This is a genomic window from Candidatus Nitrospira nitrificans, assembly GCF_001458775.1.
In the GTDB taxonomy this organism is placed as follows: domain Bacteria; phylum Nitrospirota; class Nitrospiria; order Nitrospirales; family Nitrospiraceae; genus Nitrospira_D; species Nitrospira_D nitrificans.
This window is the reverse complement of sequence record NZ_CZPZ01000022.1, coordinates 1-18408: the sequence shown is the minus strand read 5'-3', so window position 1 is coordinate 18408 and position 18408 is coordinate 1. Positions and strand designations below refer to the sequence as shown.

The 18408-nt window shown below is 54.8% G+C and carries 23 protein-coding genes; 12 read left to right on the top strand and 11 right to left on the bottom strand.

The features are described from left to right. Positions 1–319 precede the first annotated feature (319 nt). From COMA2_RS12460 to COMA2_RS12450, 3 genes are all read left to right on the top strand, one after another. A complete protein-coding gene (locus tag COMA2_RS12460; protein ID WP_090898597.1) occupies positions 320–607 on the top strand; it encodes a hypothetical protein in 288 nt (95 codons plus the stop codon). After that, positions 604–1566, top strand: coding sequence for a DNA adenine methylase (locus COMA2_RS12455; RefSeq protein WP_090898594.1), 963 nt, complete (start codon positions 604–606; stop codon positions 1564–1566). The genes COMA2_RS12460 and COMA2_RS12455 overlap by 4 nt, the downstream gene beginning before the upstream one ends. A gap of 127 nt (positions 1567–1693) precedes the next feature. Next, positions 1694–2341, top strand: coding sequence for a glutathione S-transferase family protein (locus tag COMA2_RS12450; RefSeq protein ID WP_090898593.1), 648 nt, complete (start codon positions 1694–1696; stop codon positions 2339–2341). 114 nt (positions 2342–2455) lie between these two features. On the opposite strand, the gene COMA2_RS12445 is transcribed toward COMA2_RS12450, so the two are convergent. From COMA2_RS12445 to COMA2_RS20245, 3 genes are all read right to left on the bottom strand, one after another. After that, positions 2456–2842 carry a type II toxin-antitoxin system death-on-curing family toxin gene (locus COMA2_RS12445; RefSeq protein ID WP_090898592.1) on the bottom strand — a complete coding sequence of 129 codons (387 nt, stop codon included), beginning with the start codon at positions 2840–2842 and terminating at the stop codon, positions 2456–2458. 3 nt (positions 2843–2845) lie between these two features. Further along, on the bottom strand, positions 2846–3073 hold the full coding sequence (locus COMA2_RS12440; RefSeq protein WP_090898591.1) for an AbrB/MazE/SpoVT family DNA-binding domain-containing protein: 228 nt from the start codon (positions 3071–3073) through the stop codon (positions 2846–2848). Positions 3074–3169: 96 nt separating this feature from the next. Next, on the bottom strand, positions 3170–3313 hold the full coding sequence (locus COMA2_RS20245) for a hypothetical protein (protein WP_175304577.1): 144 nt from the start codon (positions 3311–3313) through the stop codon (positions 3170–3172). A gap of 77 nt (positions 3314–3390) precedes the next feature. Between COMA2_RS20245 and COMA2_RS12430 the strand changes: the two genes are divergently transcribed. Together COMA2_RS12430 and COMA2_RS12425 are read left to right on the top strand one after the other, a co-directional pair. After that, entirely contained in the window at positions 3391–3789 is a 399-nt protein-coding gene (locus tag COMA2_RS12430; protein WP_175304576.1) for a flagellar brake protein, read from the top strand. 110 nt (positions 3790–3899) lie between these two features. Next, positions 3900–4271, top strand: a complete 372-nt coding sequence (locus tag COMA2_RS12425; protein ID WP_090898582.1) for a PilZ domain-containing protein — start codon at positions 3900–3902, stop codon at positions 4269–4271. On the opposite strand, the gene COMA2_RS12420 is transcribed toward COMA2_RS12425, so the two are convergent. From COMA2_RS12420 to COMA2_RS12395, 6 genes are all read right to left on the bottom strand, one after another. Then, entirely contained in the window at positions 4247–5257 is a 1011-nt protein-coding gene (locus tag COMA2_RS12420) for a lysylphosphatidylglycerol synthase transmembrane domain-containing protein (RefSeq protein ID WP_090898579.1), read from the bottom strand. The genes COMA2_RS12425 and COMA2_RS12420 overlap by 25 nt on opposite strands. Before the next feature lie 24 nt (positions 5258–5281). Beyond that, positions 5282–6718 (bottom strand): CDP-alcohol phosphatidyltransferase family protein, encoded by a 1437-nt coding sequence (locus COMA2_RS12415; protein WP_090898576.1) that lies wholly within the window; start codon positions 6716–6718, stop codon positions 5282–5284. An 87-nt stretch (positions 6719–6805) separates the two neighbouring features. Further along, entirely contained in the window at positions 6806–7525 is a 720-nt protein-coding gene (locus tag COMA2_RS12410; RefSeq protein WP_090898573.1) for a phosphocholine cytidylyltransferase family protein, read from the bottom strand. Further along, on the bottom strand, positions 7522–8604 hold the full coding sequence (locus COMA2_RS12405; RefSeq protein WP_175304575.1) for a pyridoxal-phosphate-dependent aminotransferase family protein: 1083 nt from the start codon (positions 8602–8604) through the stop codon (positions 7522–7524). Before COMA2_RS12405 ends, COMA2_RS12410 begins: the two co-directional genes overlap by 4 nt. A gap of 163 nt (positions 8605–8767) precedes the next feature. After that, positions 8768–9346 (bottom strand): thiamine pyrophosphate-dependent enzyme, encoded by a 579-nt coding sequence (locus tag COMA2_RS12400; RefSeq protein WP_090898567.1) that lies wholly within the window; start codon positions 9344–9346, stop codon positions 8768–8770. Continuing rightward, positions 9343–9840, bottom strand: a complete 498-nt coding sequence (locus COMA2_RS12395; protein WP_175304574.1) for a thiamine pyrophosphate-binding protein — start codon at positions 9838–9840, stop codon at positions 9343–9345. Before COMA2_RS12395 ends, COMA2_RS12400 begins: the two co-directional genes overlap by 4 nt. A 159-nt stretch (positions 9841–9999) precedes the next feature. Between COMA2_RS12395 and COMA2_RS12390 the strand changes: the two genes are divergently transcribed. The 7 genes from COMA2_RS12390 (at position 10000) to COMA2_RS12360 (ending at position 17360) form a co-directional block, all read left to right on the top strand. Continuing rightward, positions 10000–10530, top strand: coding sequence for a hypothetical protein (locus tag COMA2_RS12390; RefSeq protein WP_090898560.1), 531 nt, complete (start codon positions 10000–10002; stop codon positions 10528–10530). 4 nt (positions 10531–10534) lie between these two features. After that, on the top strand, positions 10535–11062 hold the full coding sequence (locus COMA2_RS12385; RefSeq protein WP_090898557.1) for a hypothetical protein: 528 nt from the start codon (positions 10535–10537) through the stop codon (positions 11060–11062). Between the two features lie 139 nt (positions 11063–11201). After that, complete coding sequence (locus tag COMA2_RS21330; protein ID WP_090898554.1) at positions 11202–11609, top strand: PilZ domain-containing protein; 408 nt, start codon at positions 11202–11204, stop codon at positions 11607–11609. A 396-nt stretch (positions 11610–12005) separates the two neighbouring features. Then, on the top strand, positions 12006–12401 hold the full coding sequence (locus tag COMA2_RS12375; RefSeq protein ID WP_090898551.1) for a PilZ domain-containing protein: 396 nt from the start codon (positions 12006–12008) through the stop codon (positions 12399–12401). Positions 12402–12659: 258 nt separating this feature from the next. Then, positions 12660–12875, top strand: coding sequence for a TetR/AcrR family transcriptional regulator (locus tag COMA2_RS12370; protein WP_090898547.1), 216 nt, complete (start codon positions 12660–12662; stop codon positions 12873–12875). A 15-nt stretch (positions 12876–12890) separates the two neighbouring features. Continuing rightward, positions 12891–14078: an efflux RND transporter periplasmic adaptor subunit gene (locus COMA2_RS12365; RefSeq protein WP_090898544.1), complete on the top strand. Its 1188-nt coding sequence runs from the start codon at positions 12891–12893 to the stop codon at positions 14076–14078. 96 nt (positions 14079–14174) lie between these two features. Continuing rightward, the gene (locus tag COMA2_RS12360) at positions 14175–17360 is read left to right on the top strand and encodes an efflux RND transporter permease subunit (protein WP_090898541.1); all 3186 of its coding nucleotides are present in this window, start codon (positions 14175–14177) and stop codon (positions 17358–17360) included. 6 nt (positions 17361–17366) lie between these two features. Here the strand turns inward: COMA2_RS12360 and COMA2_RS12355 are convergent, their stop codons facing one another. Next, on the bottom strand, positions 17367–17705 hold the full coding sequence (locus COMA2_RS12355; protein ID WP_090898538.1) for an SCP2 sterol-binding domain-containing protein: 339 nt from the start codon (positions 17703–17705) through the stop codon (positions 17367–17369). A gap of 89 nt (positions 17706–17794) precedes the next feature. Then, the gene (gene speD, locus COMA2_RS12350) at positions 17795–18157 is read right to left on the bottom strand and encodes an S-adenosylmethionine decarboxylase (protein ID WP_407919014.1); all 363 of its coding nucleotides are present in this window, start codon (positions 18155–18157) and stop codon (positions 17795–17797) included. Positions 18158–18408 lie beyond the last annotated feature (251 nt).

Below are 18408 nucleotides of genomic sequence, written 5' to 3'. Positions count from 1 at the left end.
GGACTAAGCGCACCGCTTCTTCTTTGAACGCCTCCGTATACGACCGTCGTGTCTTCGAGCTCATACTGTCCTCCGATTTCCTCATTCTCCCACTTAGGGAGGTGTCTGTGAAATCGGGGGAAGGGCACAACGACCCAAACGGAAGTCCATAGATCCTTCGGAACGGAAAACAGTAATTCCTTCAAGGTCAAGACTGAACATACTAGACCCAAAAGTAGCAACGATCTTCAAGGAGCTCAAGGGGCTTAGGGTTGAGGAGTTTCGTAATGCTTGCGCCGTTCTGCTCCGTGTCTTCCTAGAGCTTTCAGTTGATGCCTACATGGAAACGAACAAGTTGCCACAGAAATTCAAGGATAAGGGCGGCCAGCCTCGCGACAAAACATTACAGGTAAAGGTGAAAGAAGTTATCGATCACCTGGTGGATGTGAAAGGCTGCGAAAGAAAAGACTTCAAGACTGTTTCCCGAGGGCTCAGTGTTACAAGTAGTCCTTTCAATATTGACCTTCTCCACGACTACGTGCATAACCGCTTTGTAACTCCTCAGGCAAAATCTCTGATTGAGGCCTGGAATGATGCCCAGCCATTTTTCGAACAGGTCTGGCCATGAGTCGCTCCTCAGTTACAGAGCCTGCTCCTAGTCGGCTTATCCATTACACACCACTCCGCTATCCTGGTGGGAAAGCAAAGTTCGCTAGTTTTGCCAAGAGCATAATAGAGACGAATGAATTATCTGATGGGGTTTATGTCGAGCCCTATGCGGGTGGGGCAGCAATTGCGCTGGAGCTACTCTTTCATGAATACGTTTCAGAAGTATACATCAACGATATTAGCCGTCCCGTTTATGCATTTTGGAAAAGCACGCTCGACCATACCGAAAATCTACTTCGGTTAATCCAGGATACTCCCCTCACTGTCCGAGCTTGGGATAGGCAGAAGCGAGTTCTAACCCACCCATCCGAACATGACGACCTTTCTCTTGGATTCGCAATGTTCTTCCTTAATCGCACAAATCGTTCGGGCATCTTGAATGGAGGAATCATTGGAGGGCGGGACCAGACCGGACCCTGGAAGATTGACGCTCGCTATAATAAGCGAGAACTGAGTTTCCGAATTGAATCGATCGCTAAACTTCGGAGGAGAATTCATATGTCAAAAATGGACGCGCTAGCTTTTCTAGGCTCGAACAGAAGTAAATGGCCCGCTAGCACCTTGATATATCTTGATCCGCCATACTACCGGAAAGGTAAGGACCTCTACCTCGACTACTACTCACACAAAGACCACGAACAAGTAGCGAGCATTATTTCCAAGAAAATCCGTCGACAAAAGTGGATGGTATCATATGACGATGCAAAGCCAATACGCCGAATGTATTCCAATTATCGTTATCTCGCGTACAGGGTTGGCTATAGCGCAAGGGAAACGCGAACTGGACAAGAAGTGATGTTCTTTTGTGATGATCTCCACATTCCGCCGCCAAGTGGGGCGATGAAGCCAGTCAAGGGTAGTACTCGTATTGATTCCCTCTTCGCCAAAGCACAACACAAACCACTATGCAATGGCTGATTCGGCTCACCAACGAATTCGGATGCGCCTACCAAACTTGCTGAAGTCGCTCTCCATGAACACTCACAGCTGTTGAGACCCACATTGGGCGCTTGCGATTTCACTTCCCTTCCTTCATATAAACTCCATGCTCACCCTGATCCAATTTCCTTGGTCCCCCTTCTGCATCACAATCAGACACATCCTGACATGCCAACGTATTCCGTTTCGCCTCCACAACATCGCCTATCATGATCGGGCTCCGATCATCAAAGCGACGAAGGGCCAGGGACACACCGTGTCCTGCCTGATCGACGGGAAACGCGGGATCTGCGACGTCACGGATTTCGGACAGGAGGTGGCGCATTATGTGGATCGGCGTCATCGGCTTAACCTTTTTCCCAAGAACCTCGGTGGGCTTCAGCTGATTCTTTCACGCTATATCGAGAACGATTTGGAGTCGGTGGGATTTAAGGTGAACGATACGTATGTGGTTCCCACCCGCCCGCTCATTGAACGGACGATGCTCATTCGCCACAAGGAACGGAAATTCGGAAGAGGGTGCATTCAGGAATGGACCACCCATCGACAGTATCTGTGCGCACAGTTTGCGGAACTCTTGAAACCGATCGACGACATGCTGGCAGCTTCGCCGTTTCTGCTGACCGGTCACCCGTTGTTCGTGGATTACAATCTGTATGGCGTACTCGGCAATTACCTATTCAACGGCAAGACGAAATTACCCAATCTGAAACACCTCCGACGCTGGCATCAGGCGATGGCTACGAAGAACTAACCTTCGTTGCCTTCGCTTTCACATCAATGCTTCTACTGATCCGAATCGCCGACGTCCTTGCCTAAAGAGCCAATAGGGTATGGCTGGTAGCAGATGGCAAAATCGAGGTCTGAATTATGAGTTGGAATGTTTGCGGAGGAATTCTGCGATGGCCGGTTTGTCCATCTTCCCTTTGGCCACTGCAAGCACCATCTCGACCAGCACCTGATTTGTCATCTTTGTTTTAATACCATTCATAGTTAGAAACACAAGAGCCGTGGCTGCCCCCACCCGCTTATTTCCATCTAAAAATGGATGATTTTGCGCAAGGTGAAAGAGATAGGCTGCGGCCATTTCATACAGATCACCGTGCAGATAGTGCCCACCAAATCCGGACTGAGGGGTAGCGACCGCAGATTCGAGCAGCCCATTGTCACGGACTCCCAACGTCCCGCCATGCCGTTCAATTTCATCGCGGTGGATCTCCAGCACTTCCTCCAATGTGAGAAACAGAGGTTCCATTCCCTATTCCGCAAGTTTCTTCAACGCCGGACCGTATTGCCGATTTACCTTGGCTAAGGCAGCGCGGAATTTCTTTTGGCGAGCGGCATCCTGGGCGGGCGTCACGATGAGACACTTCCCGTCCGTCTTGATGTGGAGCGGCGTCTCGGCGTCAATCTCCAGCAGATCCAGCACTCCCCGATCGATCACAAGAGCCAGGCTGTTGCCGTGCTTGGTTAGTTTTTTGATCATACGGTCCACCTCCCTGATGGTACTACAATGTGTATCCATCATATCACCTGATTCCCATGAGGTAAAGCCGCCCCAAGCTAACGGAGCTTGCTCATCCTACACAGAAGCTGATTTAGATAAACGGCGGTTTTTCTTCGAGGGTTTCCCGAATATTGCCGCCTTCTTTTCTTCGGCGGTTTGGATTTTTCGGCGCTTGAAGTAGTCCCTGATTCGTGCTGCCAATCGCTCGTTGTAGGCCATTTTGTCCGCCTTCGACACGCCTTCCCCCCAGTCGATCAATGGATTGGGGCTTCCGTTTTGGTATACTCCTCCCCACCATGGCATCGGACACCCCGATCCCGCAGCCGAACTGGGAAGATCGCCGCGAATTCTATCGCATCACCGTTCCCTTACCCATCTGTCTTCAGCCTGAGAGCGACACGGCAGAGGGAACGCTCATCCAGCGGTCTGTCAATATCAGCGCCGGCGGGATCGGCGTCACGCTGAACCAGACCTTCGGGGTGAACGCCATTCTCTCCTGCACCCTGCTTCTTCCCGGCAAGATGCTCTTTAAGGCCTCCCTTGAGGTATTGCGTGTGGATCCCATCACCTACCCGCTCAATACATATCGCCTCCATGGCCGCTTCATAAGGATGGCCAATGCGGATCGAGAACTGCTGATCCGACATATCATCCAGTTCCAGCGCGAACACCTCAATAAGCACTACTCCGCCTAAATAGACGCACCCTCACGGCCAATAAGACTCGGGCAACTCAGGAGGAGCCATACCGTCCCCGCGAAAGGGGGATTCATTCTTCCGCGCGAGGCCGACTACACTGGGCCACCGTGGAATCCACACACCCGCATCAACGCCATCACTATCGCGTCCCGCTTGTCATGCAGTACCCCGTGATGTTTTCCGATGCGGAAACGATCGCGGAAGGAACAGTCATGAACCTGACGGTGTTCGGTTGCGCGATCGAATGTGCCGATACCATTCCAAAGGGGACGACACTACAGATGCGGCTGATCCTCCCGGATCAGCCGCAGTCACTTCCGGTCGAAGAGGCGGAGGTCCGATGGGTCCAAGGGAATCGAATGGGGCTTCAGTTTCACAAGGTGACGCGAGCGGCGGATTTTCGGCTCCACAGCTTTGTGTGGGATCGGATGGTCGAACGGCTCCACGCGATCACTCAGGAAGAACGTTCTGCTTCTTGATCCCGAGAGAGCCCGGCTTTTCCAACCGTCGCCAAACACAACAACCCGATGCAGATCCATACCAGCTCACGGAACCGTCGCAGCAGAGCAAACGTGATGCCTGTCACATCACTGTACCCGAAGGCTTGCAACAGCAGGAGATTGCCGGCATCCTGAGCACCCAGACTGCCGGGGATGAAGAAGGATCCGCCCTTGATAAATACTGCAATCGACCCTAGGGAGATGGCGGTCAAAAAACTGACCGACCCACCGAGAAAATAGATAATCCCAAAGACTTCCAGTGATTCGGCCAGCCAACCGAACAAATACACCCCGGTCGACGCGAGAAAGACCTTCTTATGATGACTGTAGAAATTCAGAATCGTCTGGTCGATCGAGCGCAGGTGCTCTTCCTGAGATTCCAAAGATCGGATTCGCAGACCCAGTTTCTTGACTAAAGACAGAATCGACGCAAAGAGCCCGCGCTGCTGGATAAAGACAAACCCGGCGATCGAACACACCAGCAATCCGACGCTCACCAAGGCCGCCGTGATCGTCTGACCTGCCGAGCTGCCGGCACCCACAATCCAGAATCCCAGAACGATCCCCACGAGAATATAAATCACTTCCGCGATGGTCATGGTGGTCTTCGCGATCACGACGGAGGCTCCACCTTCCACGATCGGAACTTGGTGATTCTTGTTCAACAGATAGGCCTTCAGCGGTTCTCCCCCCAGGTAGGCCGTTGGAGTGGTCATATTCACCACCTCGCCGGCCATCCGAATCGTCAGGAGCCGCCAAAACGGCACCCCTCGTGCCGCCGACCCCAACACCATTTTCCACCCGTACGCTTCAACGGAATACATGATGACAGACGGGATCAGGATCGCGAGCAAGGCTGTAGGGCCCAGTTGCATCGCAGCTTCGTAGATATTGGCGGGACCGATATGCCAGACAAGCAAGCCAAGAACGATGAGGCCAAGGGCGAGTAGGATATAGCGTAACACGTTAGTCGGATGGCAAACGCGGCATTATGGCCGAGAAGATGAGACTGCGGACGGGCGGATGACCCAAACCATGGCACCGGCAAACAGCAAGGCCCCGGCTGCCGCGAAGATGAGGAACCAATGCAGCTGGTCGAACAAGGCGAAGCCCAACAACGCGGCTGAAAAATCCCTGTTGGCGACATTTTTCAACATGACATCCGCCCAGGCCGCATGGGTTGGGGTGCTCCAACCACTCATCGTCTTAATCTTTTGCGCCTTTTCGACAAGCAAGAATGAGAGGCCGTTCCCAAATACCGCGACGCCGCCGAGCGCGAGCGAAACCCAGTCATCCGTTTGACCGATGTGGGCCGTGTAGAGTCCCACGGCGATGCCTCCAAAAATCGCCATATGAACGATGTTGTCGAAGGCGATGTCGAGCCAGGCCCCAAAGGGCGACTCGGTAAAGGTCAATCGCGCGACTTCGCCGTCGCAACAATCGATGACGGCCGCCAATTGAAACAAGAGGGCCGCCACGATACCGGCACTGTACGTGCCCACGCCAAATCCAACCGCCGCAAGCAGACCGATCAATCCGGCCAGGACCGTAATATAATTGGGCGACAACCCCGTGAGGAGAAACAGGCGTGTGAACCAGCGGGAAACCTTGCGATTGAAATAGCGATCGACAAACCCTTCGAACTCCCCTTTGAGCGAATTGAACAACTTCTTTTCGGCTGTTTGGATGTCGGATACGGTTCGGACTGGTTGATACCAACTTCCTTGCTTCTCGTCAGCCGACACCACACGCACTCGACCATCCGCCGAGGCTCGCTCAAGCCACTGGCGGATCGGAGGGCTCCCCTTCTCACCCATCGCCTGATTCGTGGCGCTCATCAGGCTTGTCGGCACGACCACCAACTCGGCGAGACGCAAGGCCGGATCGTCGAAACGGGGAGGGGCAAAGATCGCCGGGCGACCGGACAAGACATTCGACCGCACCTCCTGCACCATGAGCTGATCGATCCGCCCCTGTGAGGCCTGCGAGACCACGATGGCTTGACCGTCCTGCACGTCACGCCGCAACCGTTCAATCAACCCTCGTGAGAAGACGCTTTTGACGCTCGCCACCAAAGCAAAGCCATGCACTTCGGCCGCCAAGGCCTCCCAAGTCCGGGGATCGTCGAGGGGAAATTCACGGATCGGCATCCATCGGACGGGAATCGTGACGCGCGGCCCTTTGCCGAGCGCCTGCTTCAGCTGCTCTTCCTCAGCGCCGGACAGGACGATTAATTGGCGAATCCCCGCACGCTGCAAGGTCAGCACGGTCCGTTGAAAGAGCCCGATTCCCACGACGCTGGTCAGAGGCCCCACCTCGCTCGCCGGTTGACCGATGGAACCGCCGAAGACCTCGACGGACGGCAATAGAATCGCCGTGGCCAACCCCTGGATTTCGACTCTCCTTTGAAGGATGCTCTTACTCATCGTGGCATCGACAACGGTATCTGTTCACCGGTGGTTTCTTTCGCAAAACCACTCTTCATGGAACATGCTGATACAGTGAAGACTTTCTCATAATCTTGGCAAAACTTCCAATTCAGCCTTTCTTACGTCTTCGATAAAATCGATCTCGGTCCAGGGCAACCCCCCGATCCGTTCATAACCGACCCGCACGTCCTGAAAATACGGTCGGAGCGCGTCCTCGTACTCCATATCCCACGAGCCCCTGTCGATGTAGCCACGAAGCGACGAGACCACGTGAGGCGCGTCGGCATGCCGAACCCGAAGAAATCCAACCCCTTCACCGGCGTAGTCGTACTGTTCCGGCATGTTCTTCGTCAGCGCGATCACGCGCCCCCCCGCTACGACCACCATGCATTCCTCTCCGGTCTGCTTCACCGTCTCATCCATCAACAGCGCGTTCTCACAAGGTGACGACACCAGACGCCGTAGGATGTCCCGATGGAACAGCACGTCGGCATCCATCACGATGGCATCGTCGTCGAGCGCGGATCGCGCGATCCACAGCGAAGAGATGCTGCCTCTGTGAAATTGGTCGTTGACGAGAAACGTGACGTTGACGCCGCAGGAATCCTGCTCGACCGCCGCGCGGATCATTTCCTGCTTGTACCCAACGACGATCTCCGCCCGGCGAATCCCGACGGAAATCAGCGACTCGAGATAGCGATGCAGGAGCGACCGGCCCCCGATCTCGATGAGGCATTTCGGGCGATGTTGGGTCACTTCCCACAGGCGTTTTCCGACTCCAGCTGCTAGGATGACCGCTTTCATGCCGATTTGCAGACCTGTTCGAAGGCGTCGAGAAACCCGCCGAACTGCGCCTCGGACAACGCCCCCATGTTGGCCACGCGAAAAATCTTGTTTTCCAGGTTGCCTTGACCGGCATAAATAACATAGCCCTGCTGCTTCAGGCGGTCATGCAGCGCCTGATAGGAAACCCCCTCCGGCAAGTGATAGGCCGTGATGGTATTTGATTGCCGGTCCGCCGGCAGCAGCGCCTTCACGCCGAGTTGAGCCATTCGTTCACGGATCAGAGTCGCCGTCTTCTTATACCGGTGGACGCGATTGGCCACGCCTTCCTCGAGCAGCTCGTTGAGCGCTTCGTCGAAGGCATAGTAGACTTGCACCGCCGGGGTGAATGGAATCGTGCCCCGCCCCTCGTTGTCGATGTAATGGGTCAAATGGAGATACCACGACCGCTTCGGGTACGCCCGCATTCGCTCGACGAACCCCTTCCGCACCAGCACGAACGAGACGCCTGGGAATCCCTGAATACACTTTCCCGCCGTCCCCGCCACCATGTAGATGTGTGACCGGGCAATGTCGATCGTCTCGCCCGCCAGCGCGCTGACGGCATCCAGCACAAACACGCGATTTTGATTATCGATGATTTCGGCGATCTCATGAACAGGGTTGAGGAGTCCGGTGGTGGTCTCATGGTGCACCATGCCGACGGCATGCACTTCCTGATGCTGCCGCAAGGCAAGCAGCAGCTTCTCCGGGTCCGGCCGAATCGTCCAGTCATACTTCAACTCGCTCACCCCCAGACGATGGAGGCCCACGATGTGGGACATCCGTTCGCCATAGACCCCGTTGTTGAGGATGAGCATACGGCGACCGTGAGGGAGCGACGACATCAAAGCGGCTTCGACGGCAGCCGTCCCCGATCCGGTCATCACGACGGCAACGTAGTCCGATTCGGCTCCGGGAACAAAGGCTTTGAGCAGCTTGGTTTGGATGCGGTGAAGCAGTTCTAAAAATTCATCTTCTCGATGACAGATATCGGGTTTCAGCAGCGCCTGCCGCACACGCTCGGAAACGTTCACTGGCCCTGGATTTAGGAGAACCACCGTCGCACCTCGTCGTTCGTGAAGCGTGAAGCGTATCGGTCAATGGTTTCAAGTTTCATATTTCAGGGTTGCGGGTTGAGATTTTTGTTTCTGCACAACGTGAACGGTTGAACATGAAACCTGGAACTCAGGACAAAGGAACGAGCAACGCTCACGAGACACGTTATTCAATCGCTTTCATGAATCGGCGGGTGATGTCCGGCGGATCGTGCAGGACACGGCCGGCATCTTCCATGAATTCATTCACTTTAATGAGCAGCATGCTGGGCCCATCCTTTTTCAGCATGTCCTTGAACTCATAGACCAGATCCTCGCGATCAAGGACCCGTTCCACATTCACATAACCCGCCGACTTCGCCACTTTCTCCAGCGGCACCACGTTGGAGATCGTGGGCTGGTTCCCGGTCGTGCCGTACACTTCGTTGTCGAAGACGACATGGATGAAGTTCTTCGGTTTCAACGCCCCAACCGTCGCAAGCGTGCCCATGCCCATCAACACATTCCCGTCGCCATCGAAGGTAACCACCTGTTTATTGGGCTTTGCGAGCGCGACACCGAGCGCGATGGCCGGAGCATTTCCCATGGAGCCGATCATATAGAAATGGGTGGGCCGATCCGCGATCTTGTGCGCCTCACGCGAGGGAAACCCGTTGCAGATGATGACGGGCTGATCGGTCAGTAACTCGAGCACAGCCGCCATGGCCTGCGCGCGGCTGATCAATGTGCCTTGTTCGGGCCTCATGGATGCAACCCCTTGACCACGCCCTTGGTAATGAACAACGCGACAGGAATCCGCTGTTTCATGAATGTCTCGGCGACCCACCTAAAATCTTCACTCGCTGTTTTTTCCGTCAGAGTCCGGTGCGGGATCTTCACTGTATCGAGCAATTGCGGCATCACTTCTCCCATCACCAAATGTTCGGGGGCATCCTTCCCCCCCTGCCCGCGCCAGGAAACGATCAGGATGCAGGGTTGTTGATAAATCATATTCAGAGAAATGAGCGCATTGAGAGAGGTGCCGAGTCCTGAATTCTGCATGAGCACGGCGGGTGTTTTCCCCGCCATATATGCGCCCGCAGCCATGCCGACCGCTTCATCTTCCCGAACCGCAGGGGTGTAGAGCCGACGGTTCATGAGTTCCGCAATGATCCCGCCCAGGATCGAATCCGGGACGCCGGTGAAAAAATCAACCCCCATGTCCTGCATCGTTTGCACAAACACGTCACTTTCAATCACTGAACGTTTCCCCCCTGCCCTCGTGACACCCATCCGCCGAAAGCCGGCGCATTATAAGATACGCCCCGCGATGTTCTCAAGAAAGATCCGCGATTGAGTTGCCCCCTCTCACATGGTAGCGTGAGGGCCGATAGGGCTGTGGTAGATCCTGCAAGAGAGATGAAAGATTCCACCCAACCAGCACCCCTCGCTCGGCCGTTGGTCCTGATGATCGCCATCATGCTCGGCGCCGGTTCGGCATGGGCTGTTCCCATGATCAATGACCCGAAGGGATTTCACGACATTCCTTGGGGAACTCCATTATCTTCGCGCCAGGACTTGGAGACGATACGAGCAGGCGCGCATATCATCGAATATCTTCGCAAGACAGAGCCGTTGTCATTCGCGGGAGCCGAGATGACCAGCATCCTCTACCTGTCACTGGATGATCAATTCGCGCGTGTCACGATCCGCTACCAGGGGGAATCGGTCCACAAACACGTGCTGCGCTTCTTAGAGAACCAATTCGGCGGGCTGGAGCGTATTCCCGGGCAAATGACGCGAGGTCTCAACCAGCAATACACGTGGCGCGGTTCGGATACTGAGATCACGCTGACCTATCAAGCCGGCACCGAGCGCGGCTATATTTTCATCGACAGCCGCACACTCGCGCCACGGTTCAACGACGATATCACCGACTCCGCAGAGTAGATCGATGAACACAGGTTTTCGCAAAGGGACGCCGCTTCTCGCAATAGGTATCTTCTGCATGCTGTCTGCGGCGACATTTGCTCGGGCCGTTCCGCTCGACAATGACCCCAACGGCTTCGAAGGTATTCCTTGGGGGACACTCCTTGCAGAGATAGAACGTTTTGTGCGCATCGAAGATGCCGGTCGCCTACAGATCTATGAACACATCCGACAGACTCCCGCGCTCGGCACGATACCCGTCGATTCCATGCGATTTACCACGTTTGAGAAAAAGTTCGGACGTGTGACTGTTCGTTACAGTGGGAATGAGACTCATGAGAGAATCCTGACCTATCTTCAATCCACGTATGGTCCACTCGACCACACACCGGGACAAATCACTGTCGGTCCGGTAAAAGTCTATGCGTGGCATGGCTTCCATACGGAAGTAGCGCTGCGATTCGAGACCGGGGCGGCTCGTGGCATCATATTCATTGAAAGCCTGACGCTGCCGGAAAAACTATCGGACGGGACCTCCGCAACAGTCTTCTAAGCTCCGGCAGTAATTCCCCTCATCAATACGGCATCCATCTCCCGCGTCGCCGATACCGCTCTACCGGTCGGCGCATTACTCGCTTCATATGGCCAAGCCACATTAGTGAATTGATTGGGAAAATCGTCCGGACGAAGTTATGATGACGACACCGACAATGAATAGCCGAAAATCCTATGTGCCATTGGATGGCCGTTATGCCGAACGTGTCACCATCACGTGTCGAGTGCGCTATGTCGGTGAAGTGACGGGACAACCTCACCAGGGGGATGGGCTCACCAAAAACATATCCGTCTCTGGTTGCCACATCATCAGTGACCGTCCGGTGACGCGAGGAACACTATTGACCCTTACCATTGAGCTTCCCGATGGATTGCCTCAGCTTTCCTTGAAATCAGCGCATGTTGTGTGGGTATCGGGTTGTCAATTCTCTGTCCGATTTATGGATCTGAGCGGAGACCATCGGAAGCGATTGCAGTCTTTCATTTGGAAAAGTATCTCCCATCAAACCGTAAGCGATCAACGAACTCGATTCCGGCTGATATAGTCCGGCCTTATCCCCTTCTGTCCATATTGCCACGATCCCTTTCGTGAATGAGTTGAGAACGCTCATCGACTCATAAGACCTCACCTGCGTTTAGGTCCAGTCTTCCGTCATACAACGACATAGCGTACTGATTTATCGTTAATCATTTTAGACCCACCTTCTGAATAGTGCGCCCCCCGTCTAGTGTACAGGCAAGGTTGACGCTCAGCGATAGCCTTCATCCATGCGAAATCTCCGAATAAAGTAAACGCATTTACAAACCGCGGAAGACAAGGATCACATCGACCGCCGGAGATCTGGACCCAATCCTGAAGGAGGCATTTGACCTGCGTACTGGGTCGATCCAGGCTGAGCTGAGTATTCAGTCTGAAGCGAACATATAACCAGGAGGCGTAGATGACACAGCTGAAACACGTGAGACAGTCAGAAACACCTTGCCTATCCCATTCGATTGAGCGGCGCAGAACGAGAAGAAGTTGTGTCTCCCTAGGGCTCATGTACTCAGGGATCAATGGGGATGACGTTCTAATTGGAGACGGTAGCGCTGTTGACCTATCCGAAGGCGGGATGGGCATTCCCAGAAATTGTCCGGTCAAGATTGGGATGGAGTTGACCTTGTTCTTATATCTTCCGGACGAGGAAGAGCCCCTGTTCGTTTCGGAAGTTGTGGTCTCATGGGCGACGGGATCCCTGTTTGGCGTGGAACTAAAGGAAGTGAGCCTCCGCGATGGCAATCGGCTTCGGACGCTTCTCCGCGCCCAATCGATTGCCTTAACGGAGTCGGTTCAATGACCCAACCTATCACGGCCTAGTCGGGGGGATGTCAACCTTCGGTCGCTACCCTTGTCGCCAGCCCCCCGCGATACTCTGTCTTCTTCTATAGCCTTTGTCCCCTTACCCATTCGACTCGACGAGTAGCCTCTCTCACCTTGTCTTCCAGACAAGCACCATGCTAATTCATGGTGAGTGACCACTCACCATGAATAGAGTATGGACATCTGCTCGTCAACGACATCAAGCGTCCCCAACCTCCAGCCATGAACGGCAGGCCTGTTCAGCGCGGCGACATCGTTGTTTGCCGCAAACGGCTTTGCCGGAACGATCCCTAAGCGAATTGCCAAGGCCGCGGGCACCAATGAAGCGCCGCTCCACAAGCACTTTCCGACCCAGCATGCCCTGTACGACGCAATTTTCGCAGAAAAGACGCAACACTCCGACTTGCGCGAACCCGGCGACGGGCTCGTCCGGCAATTGCCGGACTCGTAAACGACAGGCGCCGCTATGAGTCGACTCATCCGACATCCATTTATAATTCTCGGAATCATCATCTTTGTCGCAGTTACGGCCCTTGTAGCCTTTCGTCTGAATACTGGCGCCAAACCCGACAAGAAGGCGGCACGGCTCATCACAGTCGGTACTGTGGCCCCGCTTCGACAGGATTTTGATGTTCGCCTAGCCTACACAGCGGACATCTCGCCCAATCAAGTCGTCAACATCTTCTCACGGGTCGACGGATACATCGCCAAGTTGCATGTCGATAAGGGTGACTTTGTCAGATTGAATCAGCTACTCGTTGAAATCGACCATACGGACTATCACCATGCCGTCAATCAGGCAAAAGCCAATCTGTCGGCAGCCAAGGCGAAGGTCCTACAACAGGACGCGGTGGTCCGCAACGCCAAGCTGACGTTCGATCGCATGCAGTCCCTCATCAAAGACCAATTTGTCTCACAGCAAGACCTGGATACCGCGCTGGTCAACTTCGACGCCGCCAGCGCCGCGCAGGAATCCCTCCAAGCGCAAGTCAACCAAATGGAGGTGGCCCTGGCCCAGGCTGAAACTCGCTTAGCCTATTCGTACATCCGAGCCCCATTTCCCGGCTATATAGCGGAACGCAATTTAGATACCGGGGCCTATGTCAGCAGCGCAACCGCCAGCACTTCGACCATGTCACGAGGCATCATGAGCCTGCATGATATCAATACGGTTCGTGTGTTGATCGAAGTCGTCGAGCGGGATATTCCGCTGGTGAAGGTAGGCCAAAAGGCCGAGCTCCGTGCCGAAGCATATCCGGATCACGTGTTCGAGGGAACCGTCACGCGTGTCGTCCAGGCCTTGAATCGCGCGACACGTACCATGACGGTGGAAATCGACTTGCCGAATATGGATCGTCGATTAAAAGGCGGGATGTTTGCCCGAGTCGAAGTCATGGTGGGGACCCGCCGCCAAGCGTTGCAGATTCCCCTTGATGCCGTCAGTCGACTAGAAAACATGCAATACATCTATATCGTTCAAGACGGGAACGCTCGGCGAGTGGATATTGAGATCGGTGCCCGTAACGGCAACCATGTGGAAGTTACCAGAGGATTGACGGGGCATGAACAGATCATCGTCGCCGGCAAAGACTTGGTGCACGACGGCATACCCGTCCACGCCCAACCGCTTCAACCGGGCAATAGTCAGGAGTAAGGAACAAGGGATGAAGCCACCGGCCGGACCAACTGCGCCTCATACGCTCATCTCCGGCTCTTCACCCTTTCCCCTTCTCCCTTCACGGATTTAGCTATGTGGCTCACCCTCCTCGCGCTACGCAATCGCATCGGCATCCTGATGTTATCGCTTGCGATGGTCGTCCTGGGACTGACGTCCCTCCAGCGCCTACCGGTCGATCTCTTCCCGCAAATCCAGGTCCCCGTCGCTTTTGTGGGTGTCGTGTACAAGGGCGCTCCACCTCTCGACATCGAGCAGAGCGTCGTCTACCCGATCGAAAAAGCCGTCAGCTCCGCCTCCAATGTCGAACATGTCGAATCGTTCAGCAAGCAGGGTCTCGGGGCCGTCCAGATCTGGTTCAACTGGGGCGCAGACATCAATGTCGGACAGATGGAGGTGATGCAACGCATCACGCAGATTCTGAACAGCCTTCCGCCCGGCATTCTGCAGCCCTTCATCGTCAAATTCGACGTTTCTAACATTCCCGTTTCCATTGTGTCGGTGTCGAGCGATGAGTTGGACGAGCGGGCACTCTATGATCTCGCGTACAACACCATCGCGCCCCAGATCGAGCAGATCGCCAATATCGCAGCGGCCACGGTCGAGGGCGGCAAGATTCGTCAGATCAATATCAATCTCGACCCGGCACTCCTCAGCGCCCGCGGACTCTCCATTCTTGATATTGTGAAATCCGTCAAAGCCTCAAATTTAATCCTGCCTTCCGGGAACATCAAAGCCGGCAATCTTGACTATAACGTCTTCACGAATAATCAGTTCCGAACAGTCGAGCCGATCCAGGACGTGATCGTGAAGGTCAACCCCCAGGGCAATCCCGTCCGGGTGCGCGACGTAGGGACCGTGACGGATTCGTCCGATATCCAAACAAACATTGTTCACGCCGATGGCGCCAGATCGGTGTTTCTTCGTGTCAACAAGCAACCGATCGCCAACACGGTCGAGGTTGTGGATGCCCTTCGCGCAGCCCTCCCCAAGATGGTCGGCATCCCCGAGGGCGTGAAACTCGGCATTTCGTTCGATCAATCTCTCCATATCCGACAATCCATTCACAATCTTACCGAGCAAGCCCTCCATGGGTCGCTGCTGGCCTCAGCCGTGATTCTGATCTTCTTGCGCAACCTTACAAGCACCGTCATCATCTCCGTGGCCATTCCGCTCTCCATGCTCGTGACGTTTGTTGTCCTCTATTTTACCGGCCAAACCCTGAACATCTTTACGCTCGGCGGGCTCGCGCTGGGGATCGGCCGGCTGGTTGACGATTCCATCGTGGAACTGGAAAATATTCAGCGCCACCTCAATACCAATCCCAACCGGTGGCACGGCATTCTTGATGCCGCTCGAGAAGTCGCCATGCCGATCCTCGCGTCGACCGTCACCACGGTCGTGGTCTTCCTCCCGATGTTCTTCGTCGTCGGCATCGCGCGTCTCTTACTGATCCCATTGACCGTGACGATCGCCATCGCGCTCTTCACTTCTTTCCTCGTCTCACGAACGGTGACGCCGGCGCTCTGCTACAAGTTCCTCAAGCCTGAGCAAGAGGTTCGGCGGACAATGCCGGACTGGTTTACCACACTCATGGATTGGAGCCGTCGCCGATACGAGTCTCTCGATAGAAGTTACGAAGAGTCGTTGCAGTGGGTCCTGGGACATCGCCGAATCTTTATCGCTCTGGTGCTGCTGATTTTTGTCGGATCGCTCACGTTGATTCCGCTGATCGGGACTGAATTTCTGCCGGTTTCCGATGAGAGCCAATTTCGCATCGTCCTGCGGGCACCGGTCGGCCAACGGGTTGAAAAGACCGAACAGCAGGTCTCAGAAGTCGAACGGGTGCTCCGAGCCAATATTCCCGCCACCGAATTGGAGACGATCGTCTCCAGTACGGGCATCCTGTCGCAAGGCCGCTCGTCGCTCTTCAACCCCAATACGGGCCCCCATACGTCGTCGATGCAAGTATATTTGGTCTCACCGGACAAGCGGGCCAGAACTCAAGTCGAGATCATGAACGATGTGCGCCCGAAGATCGTCAAACTGTTCCCGGGAGTGTCGATGTATTTCGACCCCGGAGGTCTCGTCAAGCGCGTCACCAGCTTCGGTTCCCAAAAGGCCATCGATGTGGAAATCTATGGCTATGACTTCGATAAAGCGAGAGACGTCATCGCCCGCGTCAAGCAGATCATGGAGCAGACTCCCGGCCTGGCGGATATTGAACCGAGCCGGGAAGAAAACTACCCGGAAGTGAACGTGACGGTGGATCGAGAGAAGGCGGCTCTGCTCGGTATCAGTGAGACCGACGTCGCCAATACGGTCCTATTTTCTCTGAACGGAAACGGCCAGACCGACCCGATCATTTATACGGATCCGCAAAACGGCAATGAATACTTCATCAGCGCCTGGTTGGCCGAGGCATACCGAAAGAATCTCAGCGATCTGGAGAATATCCTGCTCATCGCCAAAGCCGGCGAGCCTGTCCTCTTGAAGAATATTGCCTCCCTCAAGTTGAACGCGGGACCGGTGAAGGTCGATCGAAAGCATTTCCAGCGCGTGGTCCACATCACGGCCAATCCCACCACCCGGCCCCTCGGTGATATCGCCGAAGACTTGGAGTCCGCCTTCGCCGCACTCCAATTGCCGGCAGGGTTCAGCCTCAAGCTGGCGGGACAGATTCAGCAGCAGCGTGAAACCTTCCAAGGATTGCAGTTTGCAACCATTCTGGCGCTTTTGTTGGTTTATATGGTCATGGCCGCCCAATTCAAATCGCTTATCGACCCGTTCATCATCATGTTTTCCGTGCCGATGGGGTTCCCCGGTGTCATCTTGATACTGTTTCTGACGAACACGACACTATCCACCACATCGTTGATGGGCATTATCATGATGTTGGGCATCGTCGTCTCGAACGGTGTCTTATTGGTCGATTACACCAACGTCCTCCGACGCAGAGGCGAAGGGCTTCATCGAGCCGTTGTGACCGCCGCGCGAACCAGGCTGCGCCCGATACTCATGACCTCGCTCGCAACGGTCTTTGGACTGCTTCCCATGGCGATCGGACTCGGGACCGGCGGGGAAACGAACGCGCCGCTCGCAAGAGCGGTCGTCGGAGGGTTGAGCGTGTCTACCCTCCTCACGCTGTTTCTCGTTCCAACGATGTATCTGATGTTGGAGGAATATTTCCCAAGAAGACTCGAAGACGCGGCGAACGATCAGAAGGGAGCGGTCCTTGGCGCCACCTCGGTTCCGGAATAGCCTCCGTCAACGCTCGACAATGTTTGGAAACAAGGACTTCAGCTGCATGGCCAGTCCGATATCCCCGGTAATCTGCAAACGCCCCGACATCGCCATCGTCATTCCGCTGAGATGTCCGTTCAGAACCCCGATGCAATCCTCTCCGGTCATCGAAAGAGTTACATGCGGATCGGCATGAGTTCCATCCTTCACGACGCAGATTCCATTGTGCACCAGCAGATGGTACTGACCGCCTTGCTTTCCACGGAGGTCAAACTGGTAGACGGCCTCAACATCCTCAGCGGCATCCTTATCAAGTTTTGACGGGAGGGAGTCGAACACCTCTCTGACAGTCGTGGCTTTCATGTTAAGACAATACCATGGCAACGGATGGTTAAAGTTTTCGGGGGCGCTATGCTCACGCCCCCGAAGCACGGTCAATATAAAAGAAGGGGTTAGTACCGGAGTGTGGCAGTCGCAACACTACGACTGGCTCCGAAAAACTCCTTTGAAAACGACTCGACCACCGCGGGGTCGTACCCCTTGCAGCTGAAAATATCGAGGTAGGCGTGATTGGTTTCATTGGCAAAATGACCGCTGATCAATGAGGTGGAGATCAACTGCACCATGGAGTAGCCGGCCACGGGCCCTTCGCCAAAATCGACGACCTGACATTCACCAAAGCGCTTCATGTCGATGAGGTCACACAGCTCCACGACGTAGCGCTTGATATATTCCGCATCTCGGATCAGTTGGGGATTGCAATCGTGAAGGTCAACAGCAGTGCAGAGCCCCCATGCCTTGCCGCTTCCCACCATGTCTTGGACAGGTCGGGCAGCAGCCGCAGGGGCGTTGGATGGTAAGATTGTGGACTCGGAACTAGCCGAGGTACTCATAGAGGGGGGTTCCCTTTCTGTAAGAGGATTGAGCACATGGGGACTATCATGCGTGAACTATACCATGATTTGTTTGTCGCGCACGTGACACTCTAGAAAATTTTTGGCTCTACCGTGAAAGACACGGTCAATCGGTTGACAAGGGTTCATCTCTCAGGGACAATATCTCGTAT